At 69.8% G+C, this 18,955-nt stretch carries 18 protein-coding genes and 1 pseudogene; 4 read left to right on the forward strand and 15 right to left on the reverse strand.

Annotation, left to right across the window (positions count from 1 at the left end):
* Position 1: 1 nt before the first annotated feature.
* On the forward strand, positions 2-1,171 hold the full coding sequence (locus KY469_06025) for a cation:proton antiporter (GenBank protein ID MBW3662640.1): 1,170 nt from the start codon (positions 2-4) through the stop codon (positions 1,169-1,171).
* Positions 1,172-1,230: 59 nt separating this feature from the next.
* Positions 1,231-1,641, forward strand: a complete 411-nt coding sequence (locus KY469_06030) for a hypothetical protein (GenBank protein ID MBW3662641.1) — start codon at positions 1,231-1,233, stop codon at positions 1,639-1,641.
* A 29-nt stretch (positions 1,642-1,670) separates the two neighbouring features.
* Here the strand turns inward: KY469_06030 and KY469_06035 are convergent, their stop codons facing one another.
* From KY469_06035 to KY469_06065, 7 genes and pseudogenes are all read right to left on the reverse strand, one after another.
* The gene (locus KY469_06035) at positions 1,671-2,354 is read right to left on the reverse strand and encodes a histidine phosphatase family protein (GenBank protein MBW3662642.1); all 684 of its coding nucleotides are present in this window, start codon (positions 2,352-2,354) and stop codon (positions 1,671-1,673) included.
* Positions 2,351-2,749, reverse strand: coding sequence for a ribosome silencing factor (gene rsfS / locus KY469_06040; GenBank protein ID MBW3662643.1), 399 nt, complete (start codon positions 2,747-2,749; stop codon positions 2,351-2,353). The genes KY469_06035 and rsfS overlap by 4 nt, the downstream gene beginning before the upstream one ends.
* Before the next feature lie 135 nt (positions 2,750-2,884).
* The gene (tnpB, locus tag KY469_06045) at positions 2,885-4,276 is read right to left on the reverse strand and encodes an IS607 family element transposase accessory protein TnpB (protein ID MBW3662644.1); all 1,392 of its coding nucleotides are present in this window, start codon (positions 4,274-4,276) and stop codon (positions 2,885-2,887) included.
* Positions 4,276-4,895: pseudogene (locus KY469_06050) on the reverse strand (IS607 family transposase). Before KY469_06050 ends, tnpB begins: the two are co-directional and overlap by 1 nt.
* Before the next feature lie 97 nt (positions 4,896-4,992).
* Positions 4,993-6,267: an LCP family protein gene (locus KY469_06055; protein ID MBW3662645.1), complete on the reverse strand. Its 1,275-nt coding sequence runs from the start codon at positions 6,265-6,267 to the stop codon at positions 4,993-4,995.
* Positions 6,264-6,881 carry a nicotinate-nucleotide adenylyltransferase gene (nadD, locus tag KY469_06060; GenBank protein ID MBW3662646.1) on the reverse strand — a complete coding sequence of 206 codons (618 nt, stop codon included), beginning with the start codon at positions 6,879-6,881 and terminating at the stop codon, positions 6,264-6,266. Before nadD ends, KY469_06055 begins: the two co-directional genes overlap by 4 nt.
* Before the next feature lie 13 nt (positions 6,882-6,894).
* Positions 6,895-8,307 carry a VWA domain-containing protein gene (locus KY469_06065; protein ID MBW3662647.1) on the reverse strand — a complete coding sequence of 471 codons (1,413 nt, stop codon included), beginning with the start codon at positions 8,305-8,307 and terminating at the stop codon, positions 6,895-6,897.
* Between the two features lie 124 nt (positions 8,308-8,431).
* Here KY469_06065 and KY469_06070 point away from each other — a divergent pair, with 124 nt between their 5' ends.
* Together KY469_06070 and KY469_06075 are read left to right on the forward strand one after the other, a co-directional pair.
* Positions 8,432-9,256: a trypsin-like peptidase domain-containing protein gene (locus tag KY469_06070; GenBank protein MBW3662648.1), complete on the forward strand. Its 825-nt coding sequence runs from the start codon at positions 8,432-8,434 to the stop codon at positions 9,254-9,256.
* Between the two features lie 81 nt (positions 9,257-9,337).
* The gene (locus KY469_06075; protein MBW3662649.1) at positions 9,338-10,591 is read left to right on the forward strand and encodes a DUF3754 domain-containing protein; all 1,254 of its coding nucleotides are present in this window, start codon (positions 9,338-9,340) and stop codon (positions 10,589-10,591) included.
* Positions 10,592-10,594: 3 nt separating this feature from the next.
* Here KY469_06075 and KY469_06080 read toward each other — a convergent pair whose 3' ends face one another.
* The 8 genes from KY469_06080 to obgE all read right to left on the reverse strand — a co-directional run bounded on the left by KY469_06080 (position 10,595) and on the right by obgE (position 18,951).
* Positions 10,595-11,473, reverse strand: a complete 879-nt coding sequence (locus tag KY469_06080) for a MoxR family ATPase (protein ID MBW3662650.1) — start codon at positions 11,471-11,473, stop codon at positions 10,595-10,597.
* Positions 11,474-11,534: 61 nt separating this feature from the next.
* Positions 11,535-11,903, reverse strand: a complete 369-nt coding sequence (locus KY469_06085; protein MBW3662651.1) for a hypothetical protein — start codon at positions 11,901-11,903, stop codon at positions 11,535-11,537.
* A 138-nt stretch (positions 11,904-12,041) separates the two neighbouring features.
* Entirely contained in the window at positions 12,042-12,623 is a 582-nt protein-coding gene (locus tag KY469_06090) for a hypothetical protein (GenBank protein ID MBW3662652.1), read from the reverse strand.
* Positions 12,624-12,628: 5 nt separating this feature from the next.
* Positions 12,629-13,873, reverse strand: coding sequence for a glutamate-5-semialdehyde dehydrogenase (locus KY469_06095; protein MBW3662653.1), 1,245 nt, complete (start codon positions 13,871-13,873; stop codon positions 12,629-12,631).
* An 81-nt stretch (positions 13,874-13,954) separates the two neighbouring features.
* Positions 13,955-15,796, reverse strand: coding sequence for a DUF2207 domain-containing protein (locus KY469_06100; GenBank protein MBW3662654.1), 1,842 nt, complete (start codon positions 15,794-15,796; stop codon positions 13,955-13,957).
* Positions 15,793-16,353 (reverse strand): LemA family protein, encoded by a 561-nt coding sequence (locus tag KY469_06105; GenBank protein MBW3662655.1) that lies wholly within the window; start codon positions 16,351-16,353, stop codon positions 15,793-15,795. The genes KY469_06100 and KY469_06105 overlap by 4 nt, the downstream gene beginning before the upstream one ends.
* A gap of 31 nt (positions 16,354-16,384) precedes the next feature.
* A complete protein-coding gene (proB, locus tag KY469_06110) occupies positions 16,385-17,515 on the reverse strand; it encodes a glutamate 5-kinase (protein MBW3662656.1) in 1,131 nt (376 codons plus the stop codon).
* Positions 17,512-18,951, reverse strand: a complete 1,440-nt coding sequence (gene obgE, locus KY469_06115) for a GTPase ObgE (protein ID MBW3662657.1) — start codon at positions 18,949-18,951, stop codon at positions 17,512-17,514. Before obgE ends, proB begins: the two co-directional genes overlap by 4 nt.
* Between the last annotated feature and the right edge of the window lie 4 nt (positions 18,952-18,955).

The following is an 18,955-nucleotide window of genomic DNA, read 5'->3' on the forward strand; positions in this document are numbered from 1 at the left end:
CGTGGATCACACGGTCCTCCTCTGGCTCGAACTCGGGGGCGTGCTGACCGTCCTGGCGGTGATGGCACGGCTGGCCAGGCGCCTGGCGCTCTCACCCATCCCCCTGTACCTGGGCGCGGGGCTCGCCTTCGGCGAGGGAGGTTTGCTCCCGCTCGTGACCTCGGAGGAGTTCGTCGGCACCGGAGCGGAGCTGGGTGTGATCCTGCTCCTGCTCATGCTCGGGCTGGAGTACTCGGGACGTGAACTCATCGACAACATGCGCCGTGCGACGCCGGTCGGTCTGGTCGACCTCGGGCTCAACTTCGCCCCCGGGTTCGCGGCGGGTCTGATCATGCGGATGGGCATCGTGCCCGCGCTGTTCCTGGGAGGAGTGACCTACATCTCGTCATCCGGCGTCATCGCCAAGGTGGTCGGTGACCTGGGATGGGCCGGCAACCGCGAGACCCCGCTGATCCTGTCGGTGCTCGTCTTCGAGGACCTCGCGATGGCCGTCATCCTCCCCGTCCTCGGAGCCGTCGCCCTGGGGGGCACGGTGGCGGGGGCGAGCCTGTCAGTCGCTGTCGCGCTGACCGCGGTGGCGTTCGCCCTGACGCTGTCGGTGCGCCACGGCGAGCGCATCAGCAGCCTGGCGTTCTCGGACTCGGACGAGGTGAACATCCTCTCGATCCTCGGCGTCACCCTCATCGCCGCTGGACTCGCGGAGTGGGTGCACGTTTCCGCCGCAGTGGGTGCCTTCCTCGTCGGCATCGGGATCTCCGGTCCGGCGGCCCACCGCGCGGAGACGCTCCTCTCGCCGCTCCGCGACCTGTTCGCTGCGGTCTTCTTCGTGTTCTTCGGCCTCTCGACCGATCCCGGCGTCCTGCCCGGGGTCATCGTGCCGGTCCTGGCCCTGACGGGGATCACGGCTGCGACCAAGACGGCCGTCGCCTGGCTCGGAGGCGCGCGAAGCAGGATCGGAACCTGGGGACGGTGGCGAGCAGCCGCCGCGTTGGTGGCACGGGGCGAGTTCTCCATCGTGATCGCGGCGCTGGGCGTGACTGCGGGAGCATCTCAGCGGCTCTCGGCGATCGCCGCAGGTTACGTCCTCGTTACCGCCACGATCGGACCGGTGGCGGCTCTCGTCACCGATCGTCTCTCGGTCCGTGAAGTCGGGCTCCGAACGGGCACGTGAGCGTCAGGCAGTGGCGGGTAGAGTCCCTTGGGATGACGAACCCGGTGTTCTCGAGTGCGATGGCGACCGCGCGCCGGGCGATGCGGCGTCACCAGGGTCTGCCACCTGACCGCAAGCGTCCCCTGTGGCGACTCGTCCTCGGCGAGTTCGCCTACATGCTCGGCCAGCTCGTCCGTCCCCGTCTGCTCGTTCCCGCGCTCGTCGCGGCGGGCGTGGTGACGCTCGGCCTCTCCCCCGCGACACCCGGACCGGTGCTGGACCCGCTGCCTCTCGCGGCGCTGGCCGCAGCTACCGGTGCCGCGGCGGTCTACATCAGCCTCCGGATGGCGTCACGGGGACGGACACCTGACCGCGGAGATAGCAGCGTGCTGCAGCAGGCTGCGGGGGGGATCGGCATGGTGGCCCTCATGGCCGGCGTCTTCGCGCTCGCCGCCTGGGTGCTGGCCGTTGTCCTCCGGTCGCTGTTCTGACGCACCACTGACGGGGTCTCCGGAGTGCCTCACTCCCCGACGGTTGGGGCGTCGTCGTCCTCGACGTCGGCGGCGTCCGCCGCGTGGGGCCACGACCGCAGATCGACGGGGAGGTGCGCGCCCTGGTTCCACACGATGAGGCGCCGGCCCCAAGTGTCGTCGAAGGCGATCTCGGTCACCGATGCGTTGCCGACGCCTCCCAGCGCGTTCATGGGGAGATCGAGCAGGCGGCGGGTTCCGTGCCAGACGGGGCCGCCGTGCGTCACACACACGGTCACGCCGTCGTCGGGAGTGTCAAGCAGGATGCGGTCGTACGCCTCGATGACGCGCGCGCTGAAGTCGGCCGTGCCCTCGCCACCGACCTCTGCGACCACATCGTCACCAGCCGTCCAGCGGCGCCAGATCGCCGGGTCGAGCTCGGCCACTTCGGTGACGAGCTTGCCGGTCCAGCGACCGAAGTCGCGCTCGCGGACACCCTGCTCCGTGACCGGCTCGCGGCCGAGCGCAGCCGCGATCGGCGCGGTTGTCTCGAGGCAACGCTGCAGGTCCGAGGTGACGAGACGCGCCCCGCCGTAGCTCTCGACCACCCACGCCGCGGTGTGCTTGGCCTGCTGTCGGCCACGGTCGGACAGCCTCGACCCCGACTGGCCCTGGATGCGACGCTCGACGTTCCACGCCGACTCGCCGTGGCGGATGAGGACGAGCCGCTTCACCGACTCCCCTCGGCCACGGCCGCGGTGTACAACTCGCCGGTCACCGGATCGCGTCGGGGGACGTCGGACCACAGCCGCTCGAGCGCGTAGTAGTCGCGCCGCTCGTCCTCGAAGAGGTGGCACACGATGTCGCCGTAGTCGAGCAGCATCCAGCCCGAAGCGGGTTCGCCCTCACGGCGTAGTGGCCGGCGGTCGTGATCCTCGCGCAGCTTGCGCTCGACCTCGTCGGCGACCGCGCGGAGCTGGCGGTCCGTGGCCGCGCTCGCCACGACGAACAGGTCGACGACGTTGAGGATGTCGGCGACCTCGAGCACGAGGATGTCGCTGGCCTTCTTGTCGTCCGCCGCGGCGCAGGCGGCGACGGCTGCCCGGACGGCCTCGTCAGTCGCGGGCAAGGCTTCCCTCTCGTGTGGTGCGGGTGCTCATGTAGCCGGATGGCGGTAGCACACCCGGGTGCTCACGTAGCGGATGGCGGCTACATGCCGTAGGGAACCACACCGTTGCAGTTGAGGGAGTATTCGTCTCGCTCTTCATGCAGCCACCTCTTGCGGGGTGGCGGTCCCAGTGTTGTGGACCGTCGGGTCCGGCTGGGTTGACGTTTCACGGCCTCCTGCCTGTGCCGCCTGGGCGGCGCAGGGCTGATGGGTGGCTCCACGTCCGTGTTTTGCGTCCCCGCCCCACTGGCGGCAGGACGTGCACACCGCGAGGTGTGCGAGGTTGGTGGCCGCGTTGCGGTCACGGTCGTGCTCGGCCCCGCACGAGGTGCAGGTCCAGTGGCGCACGTCGAGGGGCAGCTTTGGCTCTCGGCTGCCGCACGACGAACAGGTCTTGGACGAGGGGTACCAGCGGTCGGCTCGGATCAGCGTGCCGCCGTACCAGGCGGTCTTGTAGGCCAGTTGCCGTAGGCACTCGCCGAGCGCGGCGTCGGCCACGGCACGGTTGAACCCGCGGCCGGCGTTGCCCGCACCGGGCTTGCGGGCCGCCATGGCTTTGGTGTTGAGGTCCTCGATCACGACGGTGTCGGCCATCTTCGCGATGGCGGTGGTGGCCTTGTGGATCGTGTCCGCCCGCAGGTTCGCCACCCGGGCGTGCGTCTTGCCCACGCGCCGCATGGTGCGGCGCCACCGGCCGGAACCGCGCTGCTGGCGTGCGGCTCTGCGCTGCAACCGACGCAACTTCGCCTGTGCGTCGGCCAGCGGTTTGGGGGCGGGGACCCCCAGCACCTGGTGGCCGTCGGGGGTGGCGACCACGAGCAGATCGACCACGCCAGCGTCGACCCCCACGACCGCATGCGGCTTGTCGTCGAGGGTCACGTCGCGGACATCCTCGACCGTGAACGAGCACCACCAGCGGCCCCGGCTGTGGGAGATGGTGGCGCGGATGATGCGGACCTCGCCGGCCGCGACCGCGGTGATCAGCTCGTCGAGCCGCTCGTGGGTGTGGACCCGGCCGACCCGGGGCAGCTGCACCGACACCTCGTCCGGGTTGGGGCGGAACGACCCGGTGGTGTAGGAGAACGAGAGGCGGGCACGCCGGCCACGGAAGGTGGGGAAGCCGATCGCTTGTCCGCCACGCCCCCCGGCCCTGGAGTCGGCCCAGTTCGCCAGGGCGTCCGCCAGCGACTGCAGGCCGTGGTTGAACGCCTCCTTGGACACCTCGCCCCACCACGGCGCCCACACGTCCTTGCCGGCGTTCCACGAGCGCCGCAGCGCCGGCAGGGTCCAGCTGTCGGCCGGGGTCAACGCCCCGCCCAGCAGCCGCCGCTCCCACTCGCGTGCGTCGAGGGTGGCCTTGACCTCGGCGAGCATCCGGTTGAACACGAACCGGGCCGCACCCGCATGCGACGCCAACAGCCGTGACTGAACCGGGGTGGGGTCGAGTGCGACCTTCACCCCGTACAGCCGTGGCGCCGTGGCACCCATCAGCCCACCATGGGGCTGGCGGGGCCGACATCGTTCGCCGCGCACCGCATGGCCCTCTCCGCGCGGTTGCGGGCACCACGACGGCCGTACCGGCGGGCACACATCCAGCTGAGCACCTCGACCATGTCCCCTACCAGCTCGTCGTCGGTGTGGTCGTCGTGGTCGACCACCACGATCCGGCGTCCGGCCGCTGCCAACGCCGACTCCAGGTGATCGACCCCGAACCGGGCCAGATCCTCCCGGCGCTCGACCACCAAGCGTGGTCACCCTCGGGTCGGCCAGCAGCCTCGACAGGCTCCGGCGGCGGCCGTCCACGCCCGAGCCGACCTCGGTCACAACCTCGGTCACGACCTCATCGACCCACAGCCCCCGCCGGGTGGCAGCCGCCACGGTGCGTGACACCCGCCCCTCCAACCATGGCCCCTGCTCGTGGGACGACACTCTGGCGTACACCACCGTCCGCCCGTTGCCACCGGGCGGCTGGTACTTGGGGTCCTGCACCAGGATGGACCCTGACGGGGTCTTCTCCGCTGGCACGGGCATCTTGCCCATCACAGAGCCAGCGGTACGCCGTCTTGGGATGGATGCCCTCCAACCGCGCCCACTCCGACATCCTCAAGCCAGCCTTGTACGTACGTTCGCACCAGATGTTTCCCTCACAGCGCAGCTGTTGTCAACCCCCTGAGCGGCCGCACAGCTCAGTGCCAGTCGCAGGATCAGCCCTCGTCCGCCGTGAAGTCGGCCCCGACGACGATGGTGATGTCGACGACGGATTGGGGGGTCCGGCTGATCTCGATCTGGCCGACGCCGAGGAGCGTCTGTATCTCGCGTGCCACGGACAGCTGTCCCGGATCGTCGTCGAAGACGATGATGCGCGTCGTGTCGTGGTCGAACGTGTCGGCGTTGCCCGTGAGCACCACCCGGAACCCCGCGGGGATGAGCCGTTCGGCCACCACCGCCCCGATGCCCGGCAGGCCGTTGCCGTTCAGAACCTGCAGGCTGCGACCCTCGGACGCCCCGACCGTCGGCACGGATCCGACGAACCGCTCCGCGACCAGCCGCGCGACGCGATCAGCGTCGACCCGGTAGCTGTCGTCCTCGGATGAGCCGATGGGGGTCACGGGCAGCGTCCGCACGACCAGGTCGTCGGCTGTCGCGGCCTCGGCGACCCCGACGAGGAGGGACCGGAACTCGTCGGCGGGCATCGCGGTATCGAACATCGGGGCGCCGTCGGCGAAGACGGCCTCGACCAGGTCCGGCTCGGCCGCCAGCTTCTCGAAGGCCGCGACGAGCACCTGCTGCAGTCGCGGGAGCCGGGTCAGTTCCGCCTCCCCCTCCTGGGTGAAGGTGATGTACTCCGCGAGCCGCGGACCGTCGAGGAACTGCTCTCCCGGCTGGAACCGCACCCGGCCACTGCCATCGGCTGCCCGTTCGGTGAGTCGCTCGGGCACGTCGATCGTGAGCCCTCCCACTCTGGTGAAGAACGAGGCCCAGCCCTGCTGACTCACCGCGGCGACGTGGTCGAGGTCGACGCCCAGGAGGTTGTCCAGAGTCGCGTCCAGAAGCGACGCGCCTCCGAACGCGTGGGCGCGACCCACCTGCAGGATGCCGTGTCCGGGGATGTCCCCGACCGTGGTCGCTGGAACGAGTACGGCGGTCGCCGCGTCGGTCTCGACGTCGCGTGCGAGGACCAGGATCATCGAGGCGTCCGCGCGCGGGGCGGCCTCGTCGATCGTAGCGATGACCAGCGTGGGCTGCCGGTCGGTGACCGGGCGAGCCGCGATCGTGCCGCCTTCCGAGGGGTCGCCGGTGTCGCTGACGACGATGGTCGCGATGACGATCAGCCCCACCACGCCCGCTACGAGCCCGGTGCCACCGAGGGTGAGCCGCAGCAGCGTGCGGCGCCGCCGACGCTGACGTGCGCGGGAACGCCGCCCCGAGCGCCGTCGCCGTGGCGGGGCGCTGGGGCGTGGCCGGGTGTCCAGGCTCATACCGCTCCGTACAGGCCGTGCGCGTGAACGTACGCGGCGACCTCGTCAGGGACCAGGAACCGCGTCGCTCCGCCGGTCCCGAAGCGTCGGCGCAGCTCGGTGGAGGTGATGCCGATCGGGGTGACGTCGAGCCGCGTCACGCGCTCCTCGATCGTCTCTGGCAACGCCGCCGCTGACCCAGGTCGGGAGACGACGACGACCGAGGCAGCCTCGAGGACCTCGTCGACACGGTGCCACTGGTCGAGCTTCGCCGCCGCATCCGCCCCCACCAGGAAGATCCACTCGGCGTCCGGTTCCTCCTCGTGGAGCTCCTCGAGGGTGTCCATCGTGTAGGTCTCCCCCTCTCGCTCGACCTCACGGCTGTCGACCGTCAGACCGCCCCGGTCGCGGACGGCGAGCACGGTCATCGCGACCCGGTGCTCGGGAGACGACGTCTCCCGCTTCATCCACGGCGCCCCGGCGACGACGAACCGCACCTCGTCGAGGCCCAGCGCGATCCGAGCCTCCTCCGCCACGACGAGGTGACCGAGGTGGGGCGGATCGAACGTCCCCCCGAGCAGCCCCACCCGCGCCCCGATGGATGTGTCGTTGGCGCGGGATGCCGTGTCATCCATACACCCATCCCGCCTAGGCGATGCGCTCGACGAACGCGGCGAGCTGCTTGAGGTTGCGGACCTCGACCATGTCGTCGACGTAGCGCGCGTAGCTCGACGCGATCGAGTCGCCGGTGTCCCAGAACTGGATCGGCTCGGGGTTCAGCCAGAACACCCGTCGCGCCTTGTGCTGCAGGTCCTGGACCACCCAGTCGTTGGCCTTGCGGTAGTTGTTGCGCGCGTCACCGAGGATGATGACGGTCGAGCGGGGCGTGATGTCGCGCGCGTACTCGGCGTGGAAGCGCTCGAGGCTGTGGCCGTAGTCGCTGTGCCCGTCGAGCCACACCAGCTCGGCCTCGTGCATCATCCGCCTCATCGCGGCGCTGAAGTCGCCGTCCTCGAACAGCCGCGTCACCTCGTCGAGGGTGTCGACGAAGGCGAAGGATCGCACCTTGCTGAACTGGCCCTGGAGCGTGTGCACGAGCATCAGGGTGAACCGGGCGAACGAGGCGACCGAACCGGAGACGTCGCACAGCAGGAACAGCTCGGGCTTGTGCGGGCGCCGCGGCTTGAACGCGGGATCGAACGGCACCCCTCCGGTGGACAGCGACTGGCGCACGGTGCGGCGCACGTCGAGACGACCGTCCTTGCCGAGGCGTCGCTTGACCGCAACACGGGTCGCGAGCTTGCGGGCGAGCGGCCGGATCTGGGCCCGCAGCTGTGCCTGCTCCTCCGCGTTGAGACGGAAGAAGTCGACCTCCTCGAGCGGCGGGCGGATGAGGCGCTCCGCGACCTGGTCCGCGCCCCGCTGGGCAGCGGCGCGCCGCCGGATCTCACCCTCGACCTCCTGCTGGAACCGTCGCAGACGAGCCTCGAACTCGTCGCGCCAGAGCCGCTCCTGGAGCGGCGTCAGGCCCTCCTCGTCCTCGGTGACGCGCTGGAGCAGGTCACGGAGCAGCTGCTGGATGTCGACGGCACGGAACACGCGGTACTGGAAGAAGCTGACACCACCGTCACGGCCCTCGACGCGGCCGAACATCTCGACCGCGAGCCGTGCCATCTGTCGGATCGACGCGGCGTCGCCCTCCATGAGCTGCTCGATGAGCTGACGGATGAACTCGTCGGGATCGAGTTCGTCGTCGCCAGGAGGCTGATCGGTGACCATCGGGGTGTCATCCGGCGCGGCCGGACCCGCGGGGAAGTAGACCTCGAACAGGTCGTCGAACGCGCGCCGGTGGACGTGGTTCTTGATGCACAGCGACGCGAGCGCCTCGCGCAGCTGCTCGCGGTCCAGCAGATCGAGGTGGCGCAGGGCCCGGACCGACTCGACGCCCTCGGATAGGGCGACCTGCACGCCAGCGCGACGAAGCGCGTCCTCGAAGTCCAGTAGGCGTTGCATGAACCCCGGCGTCGCGGCGGGGTCGGGCGGGGCGCTGATGTCGGTCACGGCCAAGAGGGTACGACGCGGAGCAGGGAAGCCACGTACCCACGTCGAAGCAGACCCCTGAAGCCTCTCCGGAGATGCCCGTGCGCGTCCGCGTCCTCCTGCTAGCCGACTGACAGGGAAGATCATGCGTGTACGCGCGATCCTGATCACGAGCCTCGCCCTGGCGCTGACGCTGGGCGCAGCCCCGCCCGGCTCATCGACCACCACGACGGCGGTACCGGATTGCGTCGACCTCGAGCTCGGCCCGGAGGACCCGCCTCCCCCGGTCGGCGTCCTCGTCGAGTGCCCCGGCATCCGCCCGGGAGCCTTCCACCGCGCTCCGGGCGGCTGCACGTTCAACTTCGTCTTCCACGGCACCCGCTACGATGAGGAACTCGATGAGTTGATCGACGAGGGCCTGTTCATCGGGACCGCCGGTCACTGCATCTTCGACGAGGCCACCGATGCCACCGTCTGGACCGAGGGGGAGGGCATCGAGACCGTCGACAGCGACGGGAAACGCGTTGGCGAGAGCATCTTCGCGATCGCCATCGGCGGCCTCGACTTCGGCCTGATCCGCATCGATGACGACCGCGAGGACGACGTCGACCCGGCCGTGTGCCACTTCGGTGGCCCGGTCGCGAGCGCGACCCAGCGTCCCGCCGGCACGCTCGTGCACCACTTCGGCAACGGCCTCGCGTTCGGCGAGACCGTGCCGGGTCGGACCGGTCGGGTGGACCACTACTCGGGCGGCGGATCGGTGATGAACTTCACCGGCGGCGCGTCGTTCGGCGACTCCGGCAGCTCCGTCATCGACGAGCAAGGCAACGCCGTCGGCATCCTCGTGCGCCTCGCACCCGGCGAGCTCGCGGGCTACATCGAGGCGACCGACCTGGAGCTGCACCTGACCCTGGCGGAGCAAGCCACCGGCATCGACTTCGAGCTGCAGACGGCACCACTGGCCGACTGACGCGCCCCTGCAGGCACGCCCCGGCCGGTACGGTCAGGTGGCCAGCCGCCTCACGACGCGACGAGGAGCGGCATGACCGACGTGGTGCCCGGCCGGTTCATCCCGTTCCGGAAGGCCGACGTCGTGACCATGTGTGCCCGCGCCGTGGACAACGAGGAGCGAGGGTCCTTCGAGGACTTCGCCGCCGTGCTCGCGAGCCTGCTGCACTTCGAGTTCCACAGCCGGCTCGAGGCCCTGAAGGGCGCGTACCAGCCGTTCAACCCGGACGCTGACACACGCACGATCATCGAGCTCAGCCCCGACGAACGACGGGCGGCACAACGGCGTCTCGTCGACGAGATGACCTCGCTGCTCGACGATGCCAACTTCGAGCCGATCTCCAGGGCCGAGGTCGGTCGTGCCCTACGCGAGGAGTCGCTGATGAAACTGCGGCTCGAGGTCGACTTCGACGACTTCGACGAGTTGCTGTTCTACCGCCGCGGGGAGAAGGCGCGCGAAGAGACCGTGCGGACGTGGTTGGGGCTGCGTGAGCGAACCGTGCGGTTCGTGAGCTACCAGAAGGTCCTGGTCTACGTGCAGTTCAAGGAGGCAGGTCACTTCGAGCAGGACGAACGCGAGGACCTCGCCTTCGAGCCGGGATCGACCATCATCAAGCTGTTCCAGGACGTGCCCAAGGCGGACCTCGAGATGCTCTTCCCCAACACCGAGGTCCGCATGCGCCGCATCGACAAGCTGCTGATCGGTCTACCTGCGGTGGTGTCGGGGATCGCTATCGTGGCCACGAAGCTGCTCGCCTCGCTGGGTCTGCTGCTGTTGCTCCTGGGCTTCTGGCTCGGCTTCCGCGACGAGCCCGTGGAGCTCGACCAGGCGGCGCTGGTCACGCTCGGCGCGGGTCTGGGTGCCGTCGCCGGATACGTCCTGCGTCAGTTCAACAAGTTCAAGAACCGCAAGATCGAGTTCATGAAGGCGCTCTCCGAGAACCTGTACTTCCGCAACCTCGACAACGACGCCGGTGTCTTCCACCACCTGCTCGACGCAGCCGAGGAGGAGGAGGTCAAGGAGGCCGTGCTCGCCTACCACTTCCTGCGCCACGCCGAGCACCCGCTGTCGCTCGACGAGCTCGACGCTCGGATCGAGCGCTGGTTCGCCGAGGTCTGGGACGCCAGCCTCGACTTCGAGGTCGACGACGGCGTCGCGAAGCTCGAGCGGCTGTCGTTGGTCGAGCGCCGATCCGGTGGACGGCTCGCCGCCGTCCCGCTCGACGAGGCCAAGCGGCGTCTCGATGAGATCTGGGATGGCGTGTTCGACTACCACCACGCCGCGGCGTCCGTGTGACGCTCAGTTCATCTCGGGACGCGGTGGCAGCTTGAGGTGGCCGGAAGCCTTCTGGACGTCCTGCTGGTACTTCAGCAGCACGTTCAGGGTGGACCGGGCGACCTCCTCGTCGATGGAGTCGAAGCCGAGCTCCAGCAGCGTCCGTGCCCAGTCCAACGTCTCGCTGATGCTGGGTGGCTTCTTCAGCTCGAGCTGACGCAGGCTGCGCACGATCCGGACGAGCTGGTCGGCCAGGGCCTCGGGCGCGTCGGGGACGTGCGTCAGCACGATCTCCTTCTCGCGCTCCACGTCGGGGTAGTCGAGGTAGAGGTACAGAGCGCGACGCTTCAACGCTTCCGAGAGCTCGCGGGTGTTGTTGGAGGTCAGGACAACGAACGGGTGGCGCGTCCCCCTGACGGTGCCGAGCTCGGGGATCGTGACCTGGAAGTCGGACAGGATCTCGAGCAGCAACGCCTCGAACTCGAAGTCGACCTTGTCGACCTCGTCGATGAGGAGCACGGCGTCACCCTCGTGACGCAGCGCCCGCAGTAGCGGGCGTTCGAGCAGGTACTCCTCGCCGAACAGGTCGTCGTGGACCGCCTCCCAGCCCTGATCCTGGTCGGCCTGGATCCGCAGGAGTTGCTTCTTGTAGTTCCACTCGTACAGGGCCTTGGCCTCGTCGAGGCCCTCGTAGCACTGCAGGCGGATCAGCTCGGCGTCGCGCGCGCGCGCGATGGCCTTGGCGAGTTCGGTCTTGCCCACGCCCGCGGGCCCCTCGACCAGGATGGGCTTGCGCAGCCGCTCGGCGAGGTAGACGACGGTCTCGATGGCCTGGTCGGGCAGGTAGCCGACCGCCGACAGGCGCTTGCTGACGTCGTCGACGCCGGTGAACTCGATCGACACGTGGGGCTCCTGGAGGAAGCAGGACCCGAACGGTACGCCCCGGGGTGCACCCGGACCAAGGTCAGGCGGGCGGCGGGGCGTCCGGGTCGATGCCCCGGGCCTCGAGCGCCTCGCGCTCCTCGCGCAGCGCCGCGAACTCCTCGACGTGGATGCGGTCCTTCACCCGCCCCGAGGCCCGCTTCATCGCGATGAGATCGTCCAAGGAGCAGGTCCAGACCTCGACTCCCGCGATCTCGAACCGGTCAGCGTTCGCACGCAGAGCGTCGTATCCATCGGACCCGTCGGGGTCTCCCAGGATGTCGAGCGGGCCGAGCCTGGTGTCGAAGGTGAAGCGGTCTTCGTTGCGCAGCGTCTGTTCGTCGAGCAGGAACGGGAGCCCTTCCGGGGCGCCCCGCAGGGCCGCTCCGAGTTCCTCGAGAGCAGCCGCCATGCGAGCCAGGTTGGTCAGGTCACGCGCGTAACAGATATCGACGTCGTCATGAGAACACTATCGAACGAGCTTCCGCGGAAGCGAGCTATCGTCCGCCGCGCGTGGAGGCGGTGTCTGCCAACCGCGCGGGCTGGCGTCTCAGGCGACCGTCGTCGGGGCGTCGCGGACGGCGTCGACGATGGCCTGGAAGAGGGCGTCGACGCGCGGCTTCTCGATCTCGAACTGGCTCGGCTCGTGCACGACCTGGGCGATCAGCGACGCCTCGACGCCCACGATGATCAGGACGCTGACCTCGAGCGGTATGCCGTCCGCGATCGCCTTCGCGCGGAAGCGCATGGTGCGCGCCCCGCCGATCTCGTACGGGTCGTCCTCCCTGATCAGCAGCTCGAACCGATCACGACCCTGGCTCAGCCGCTCGATCGCGCTGTCGAGGTAGGCGTTAGCCGTGGCCTCGTCGAACGTGGACGACTCCGCGTAGGTCAGGGTCCCCTCCGGCAGCGACCCCAGCTCGTGCTCGAACACCACACCCACGAGTGGATCGACGGCCTCGACGGACCAGCCACGGTCGAGGTCGAGGCGCGGCTGGATCCGGTCGATGGTCGGGATGCGTCGGTCGAAGACCGCGACGCTGGGCACCTCGATGGGGTCGTCGACATCGTCGGACGTGCACGCGCCGAGGAGCAGCGCCGCCGCGAGGAGCGGCGCGAGGAGTCGGGTCACGGTGATCAGGTCCGGGTCTGGCCGTCGCCGTCGACGAGGTACTTGATCGTCGTCAGCTCGGGGAGGGCCATCGGGCCGCGGGCGTGCATCTTCTGGGTGGAGATGCCGATCTCGGCACCGAACCCGAACTGCTCGCCGTCCGTGAACCGGGTGGAGGCGTTGACCATCACCGCCGCAGCGTCGACCTCGGCCTGGAACCGACGTGCGGCCGCGCGGTCCTCGGTGACGATGGCCTCGGTGTGCAGCGTCCCGAACCGGTCGATGTGCGCGAGCGCCCCGTCGAGATCGTCGACCACGCCGACGGTCAGGCGCAGGTCGTAGAACTCCTCCGTGAACAGCTCGTCGGTCGCCTCGTCCATCTCGACGAGGTCGCGGGCGGCGGGATCGCCGAAGAGCTGCACTCCGTGGCCTCGGAGCGTCTCGGCGATCTTGGGGAGGAACTCGGGCGCGACGTCGCGGTGGATCAGCAGGGTCTCGGCGGCGTTGCACACCGATGGGCGTTGGACCTTGGCGTTCACGGTGATGTCCATCGCCTTGGCGAGATCGGCAGAGCGGTCGACGTACACGTGGCACACGCCGACGCCGGTCTCGATGACCGGGACCTTCGCACCTTCCACGACCCGTGAGATCAGCCCGGCACCGCCCCGCGGGATGAGCAGATCCACCAGGCCCCGCGCCTCCATGAGCTCCTGCACGCTGTCGTGCGACGGGTCCTCGACCAGCGCGACCGCGTCGCGCGGCAGATCGTGTGCCGCGAGACGGTCCTGGATGACCTCGACGAGGATCTGGTTCGTCTGGAACGCCGACGACGACCCTCGAAGCACGCACGCGTTGCCGGACTTGAGCGCCAGGCCCGCCGCATCGACCGTGACGTTGGGACGGGCCTCGTACACCATCGCGACCACGCCGAGCGGCACGCGGACCTTGCGGACCTCGAGGCCGTTCGGGAGCGTCCACCCCTCGACGACCTGGCCCACGGGATCCTTCAAGCCCGCGACCTGGCGGAGCGCAGCGGCGATCCCTCGGATGCGGTCGTCGGTCAGGGTCAAGCGGTCGACCAGCCCCTCGTGGGTGCCGGCCTCGCGCGCGGCGTCGACGTCGCGCTGGTTGACGCTCTGGATCTCGTGGCTGCGGTCTTCGAGCGCGTCGGCGATGCCAAGCAGAAGCGCGTCCTTGCGCTCGGTCGAGACGGTCGCGAGCACGCGACTCGCCGACCTCGCAGCGGTGCAGGTCTCGCGCACGGTGCGCATGCGCCACCTCCGGCTCGGGAAGAGCCCGAAGGTACAGGGGAGGCGTGCGGGGCGGCCAGTCAAGACAAGTCAGCCCACCACCTACCAGGCGCCGCCCCCGCCACCGCCGACACCACCACCGGAGAAGCCGCCCCCGCCGCTGAAGCCCGAGCTGCCACTGCTCGATGGCGTGTACGACAGGCTCGATCCCAGGCTGGAGGACAGGTCCGACAGGCCGCGCGACAAGCTGTCGAAGCTGCGATGCGTGCCGAGGTACCAGCCTCCTGCGGCGGCCGCCGCGGTCACGCCGATCGCCGCGAAGGTCTCCGCCCAGCGGTCCACCGCCCCGAACACCACCGCGTAGGGCAGGTACTCGACGAACATCTTCTCCGCCTCGGCGAACTCCATCCGCCCCGTCTCGGCGGTGCGGATGAACTCGCGGAAGCCGAGCGTCTCGGTGAGCAGCTTGCTGCCCTTGCCCGTCCTGCGCGGCATGACCCGGTTGGCCATCAGCAGCACCAGGGACGCGACGACCAGACCGACCCCGATCAGGGCGACCGTGGTGAAGACCGCGAGCACGACCATCAACCCGATGCTCACGACCAGCGCCCCGATCCCGATGCCCAACCACACGCCCCGCACCTTCTCGGGGTTCGCGGGGAACCAGCGTCGCTTGACCGCGTCGGCGTACATGTCCTTCTTGACCTTGGTGTACTCGGTGGAGAACTCGCCCCGCAGCTCACTGAGCTTCACCTCGTCGCCGTCCTCGAACAGTGCCTCGTACAAGCGCTCCTCGTACGGCAGCAGTGCCCGTGCGCCCTCCGCAGGGTCGGTCTCGCGGAGGATCCAGTCGGTGTTGGATCGGAACAGCTTCCTGGTCTTCTTCTCCTCGATGGTGAGGTGGCCGCGCACGGCGAGATCCACGATGGTGGCGCTGATGTCGACCGGATCGACCCGTTCGTCGATCAGGACGCCGAGCTGGCCCGGGCGCAGCTCCTGAGGCGGACGGAAGAGGACCGGGATGTCCTTGCCGCCGAACAGCGACCGCGCCTCCTCCTCGCGGGTCCCGTCGGCGCTGACACCGCCACGGGCCACTCGGTCGCGGCCGTTGCGGTAGGCCAGCAGACCCACGAGCAGGAGGCCAGCGAGGAGCACCAGCGCTGCGCCAGGAACGGACCACGGCGATCCGAGGAACGCGTACGACAGGGTCCACTGCCGCTGGAGGATGGGGGCGGCGTCCCCGACGGCACCACTTGGGTAGGCCAGGACCACCGACAGCTGCGAGTAGGGGAACAGCGTGCCGTGCGCGAACCGGCCCTCCCCACCAGCGATGCCCGCGTCGGCGCAGGTCTCCTCAGACAGCGTCGGTCCCGCGAAGCACGCCACCTCCGTGGCTTCGGCGCCCGTCGCGACGACCGTGACCTCGCCGATGGTCGTGGGCCACTCGCCGGTCGCGTTCCAGTACAGCTCGTCGGTGTCACCGATCGGGTTGAAGGCGCCCCGCACCTGGTACCGGATGTCGTAGCTGTGCCGACCCGTGATGTAGGTGTCCTCGTCGCCGATGCGGATCACGACATCGCGGGTGGTGTTGTCGACGCGTGGGGGCCGGGTGACGTCGATGGCGTCGGGTGCCGTCGGGGACGACACCGCGATGTCGTCGATCTCGAGGATCCGCCAGTAGTCGTCCGGCGAGTCACCCTCGGGGACGCGTTCGGAGAGCGGGCCCGCCACCTCGTACCGCACCGGGATGTTGCGGAAGATCCCGCGTCGCTGCTCGCCGTTGTAGTCGACCTCGATGTGCTCGTGGACGGACAGCGAGCCGTCACCGTTGACGGTCAACGCGACGTCGAAGCGCTCGATGAACCAGCCGGACTGCGCGCTCGCCGGCATCGCGAGAGCCAGTACCCCAGCCGTCACCGCGAGGACCGCTGCCACGCGCCTCACGCCGCACCTCCGAGAGAGACGTCGGGCACCGCACGGTCCGCGGCCTCCGCTTTGAAGTACTCCGCCTCGGAGAACCCCATGGGGCGAGCGATGAGGACGGTCGGGAAGACCTGGATGGCGCTGTTGAGCTTCTCAACGAGCGCGTTGTAGTAGCGGCGCGCGAACGAAATCTCCTCCTCGAGGTCCGACAGCTCCCGTTGCAGTGCCAGGAAGTTCTCGCTCGCCTTCAGTTCGGGGTACGCCTCGACGACCGCGAACAGCGACCTCAGCGACGCCTCGAGGATGTCGTCGGCGACCCCGTTGGCCCGCGGTCCCTCGGCGCTCACCAGCTGCGACCGTGCCTCGGCGACCCGGGTGAGGACCTCCTCCTCGTGGACCTTGTAGGCCTGGACGGTGTCGACGAGGTTGGGGACGAGGTCGGCTCGGCGTTGCAGCTGCACGTCGATGCCCGACCACGCCTCCTCGACCTTGTTGCGACGTCGGACCAGCGCGTTGTAGGTGACGATGACCCAGATGAGGAGCAGGACGACCACGCCCGCCCCGATCACGACCCCCACGCACCACCCCTTGTCGACCCGCGGGCGGAGACTAGTCGCGCGCGCCTCCGACGAGGACGAGGTCGTCGCGGTGGATGACCTCACGCGCGAAGCCGGGACCGAACTCGTCGACCGCGGCTGATGTCGAGCGTCCCGCGAGCTTCGCGACGTCGCCGACGTCGTAGTTGACCAGGCCCCGGGCGACGGCGTGGCCCTCGGGGTCGACGACCTCGACCGCGTCTCCGGCGGAGAAGCTGCCGTCCACGCCGGTGACGCCGACCGCGAGCAGCGAGGTGTTGCGCTCGGTCAGAGCGCGCGCCGCGCCCGCATCCACGTGGATCCGTCCATGGAGGTTGAGCGCGAAACCGATCCACAGCTTGCGTGCATCGCCGCGGCGCGGCTGGGCGTGGAACCAGGTCCCGACGGACTCGCCCTGCAGCGCCCGGGGTACCACCTCGGGCTCGCGCGCCGCCGCGACGACCGCGTGCGCACCGGAGAACGCCGCGACGCGCGCCGACTCGACCTTGGTCCGCATCCCGCCGCTGCCGAGGTGCGAGCCCGTGCCTCCGACCGACAGCGGATCGAGCGAGCCGACGTCCGGGACCTCGTGGACGAGCTGCGCCTCGTCGTTCTGGCGGGGGTCCCTGTCGAAGAGACCGGGCACGTCGGAGAGCATCAGCAGCAGCTGCGCGTCGAGCATCGAGGTGACCAGCGCGGCGAGGTGGTCGTTGTCCCCGTAGCTCAGCTCCTCGGTCGCGATCGCGTCGTTCTCGTTGATGATCGGGATGGTCCGCAGCTCGAGGAGCCGCCGCAGTGTCGTGCGTGCGTTGAGGTAGCGCTGTCGTCGGACGAAGTCGTCCTGGCTCAGCAGGATCTGCGCCGCGGCCACGCCGTGCCCCGCGAGGTGCCGCTGGTACTCGTGGATGAGCTCGCCCTGTCCGACCGCGGCGGCGGCCTGGAGGGTCGGCAGGTCGTCGGGGCGGCGGTCGAGTCCCAGCAGCCCCATGCCGGCAGCGACCGCACCGGAGCTGACCAGCACCACGCGCGTCCCCCTACCGCGCGCCATGACGACCTGTTCGGAGATGGATCGGACCTGCTCGCGGTCGAGCCGGCCATCCTCACCCCGGAGGCTGGAGGAGCCGACCTTGACGACCGCGAGAGCGGGCGTGGGGAAGCGGCTCACGTCGCACGCTCTTCGAGGTCGTCGTCCTCGGGCCCGGTGACGAGGTCGTCGTCGGTGTCAGCCGCACCCGCGAGCACCGCTTCGCGCTCCTCGGCAGGCAGGTCCTCGAGTTCGGGCGTGAACTCGAACACGGCGTCACCGATCACGACGTCGTCGCCCTGACGCGCACCGGCATCGACGAGCGCGCGCTCGACCCCCGCACGCTTGAGCCGACCCTGCAGGTACCGGGCAGCGTCGGGGATCTCGATAGGGAGCATCTGCACCCATCGCTCGACCTGGCGCCCCCGGACGACGTAGCGAGCGGCGTCGTCACGCTCGATCGTGAAGCCTTCCGCTCGTGGCTGGAGCCGGATGACGAGCTCCTCGGCCTCGGGCTCGGCCGCGGTCCGCTCTCGCTGCGTCGAGACCAGCTCACCGAGCCGGTAGCGCAGTGCGTCGAGTCCCTCGCCGGTCACGGCCGAGACCTCGAGGACCTCGTGGCCGGCCGCTTCGAGGTCGAGGCGCACGAGTTCGGCCATGGCGCGCCCGTCGGGCAGATCGATCTTGTTGAGCACGACCAGGGCGGGGCGCTCACCGAGCGAGGCATCGTGGCGGACGAGCTCGTGGCGGATCACCTCGAGGTCGTCGACCGGGTTGCGTTCGGGTTCGAACGCGGCAGCGTCGAGGACGTGCACGAGCACGGAGGTGCGTTCGATGTGGCGCAGGAAGCGGTGTCCCAGGCCCTTGCCTTCGCTCGCGCCGGGCACGAGTCCGGGAACGTCGGCGAGCACGACATCGGTGTCGCCCGCACGCATCACCCCCAGGTTCGGCGTGAGCGTGGTGAACGGGTAGGCGGCGATGCGCGGCTTGGCCGCCGAGAGGTGGGCGATCAGCGACGACTTGCCGGCCGAGGGGTACCCGACGAGCCCGACGTCGGCGATGAGCTTGAGCTCGAGCCGGAACAGGTGCTCCTCGACTCGTTCGCCCCGCTCGGCGAAGCGGGGCGCTCGACGGAAGCGGTTGGCGAACGCGGCGTTGCCGCGGCCTCCCCTCCCGCCTCGAGCCGCCACGAAGCGGTGCCCGGGGGTCTCGAGGTCCTCGAGGACGACGCCGGTCCCGTGGTCGCGTACCACGGTCCCCACCGGAACGGGGATGATCAGATCGTCGCCGTCCGCGCCCGTGCGGTTGTTGCCCTCACCGTGCCCGCCGTTCTGGGCCCGACGGTGAGGATGACGGTGCAGGTCCAACAGGCTGGTGGTGTTGGTGTCGGCGACCAGCACGACGTCGCCGCCCCGACCCCCGTCTCCCCCGTTCGGCCCACCACGGGGCACGTGCGCTTCGCGACGGAACGCGACCACACCGTCGCCACCGTCGCCACCCTTGAGGTGGACGGTGCACTCGTCGACGAACTCGATGCGGTCCAGGGTGGGCCTCCCGACTGGGTCCGGCCACGTCAGCCAC

The sequence above is a fragment of the Actinomycetota bacterium genome, from assembly GCA_019347575.1.
Lineage (GTDB): Bacteria > Actinomycetota > Nitriliruptoria > Nitriliruptorales > Nitriliruptoraceae > JAHWKY01.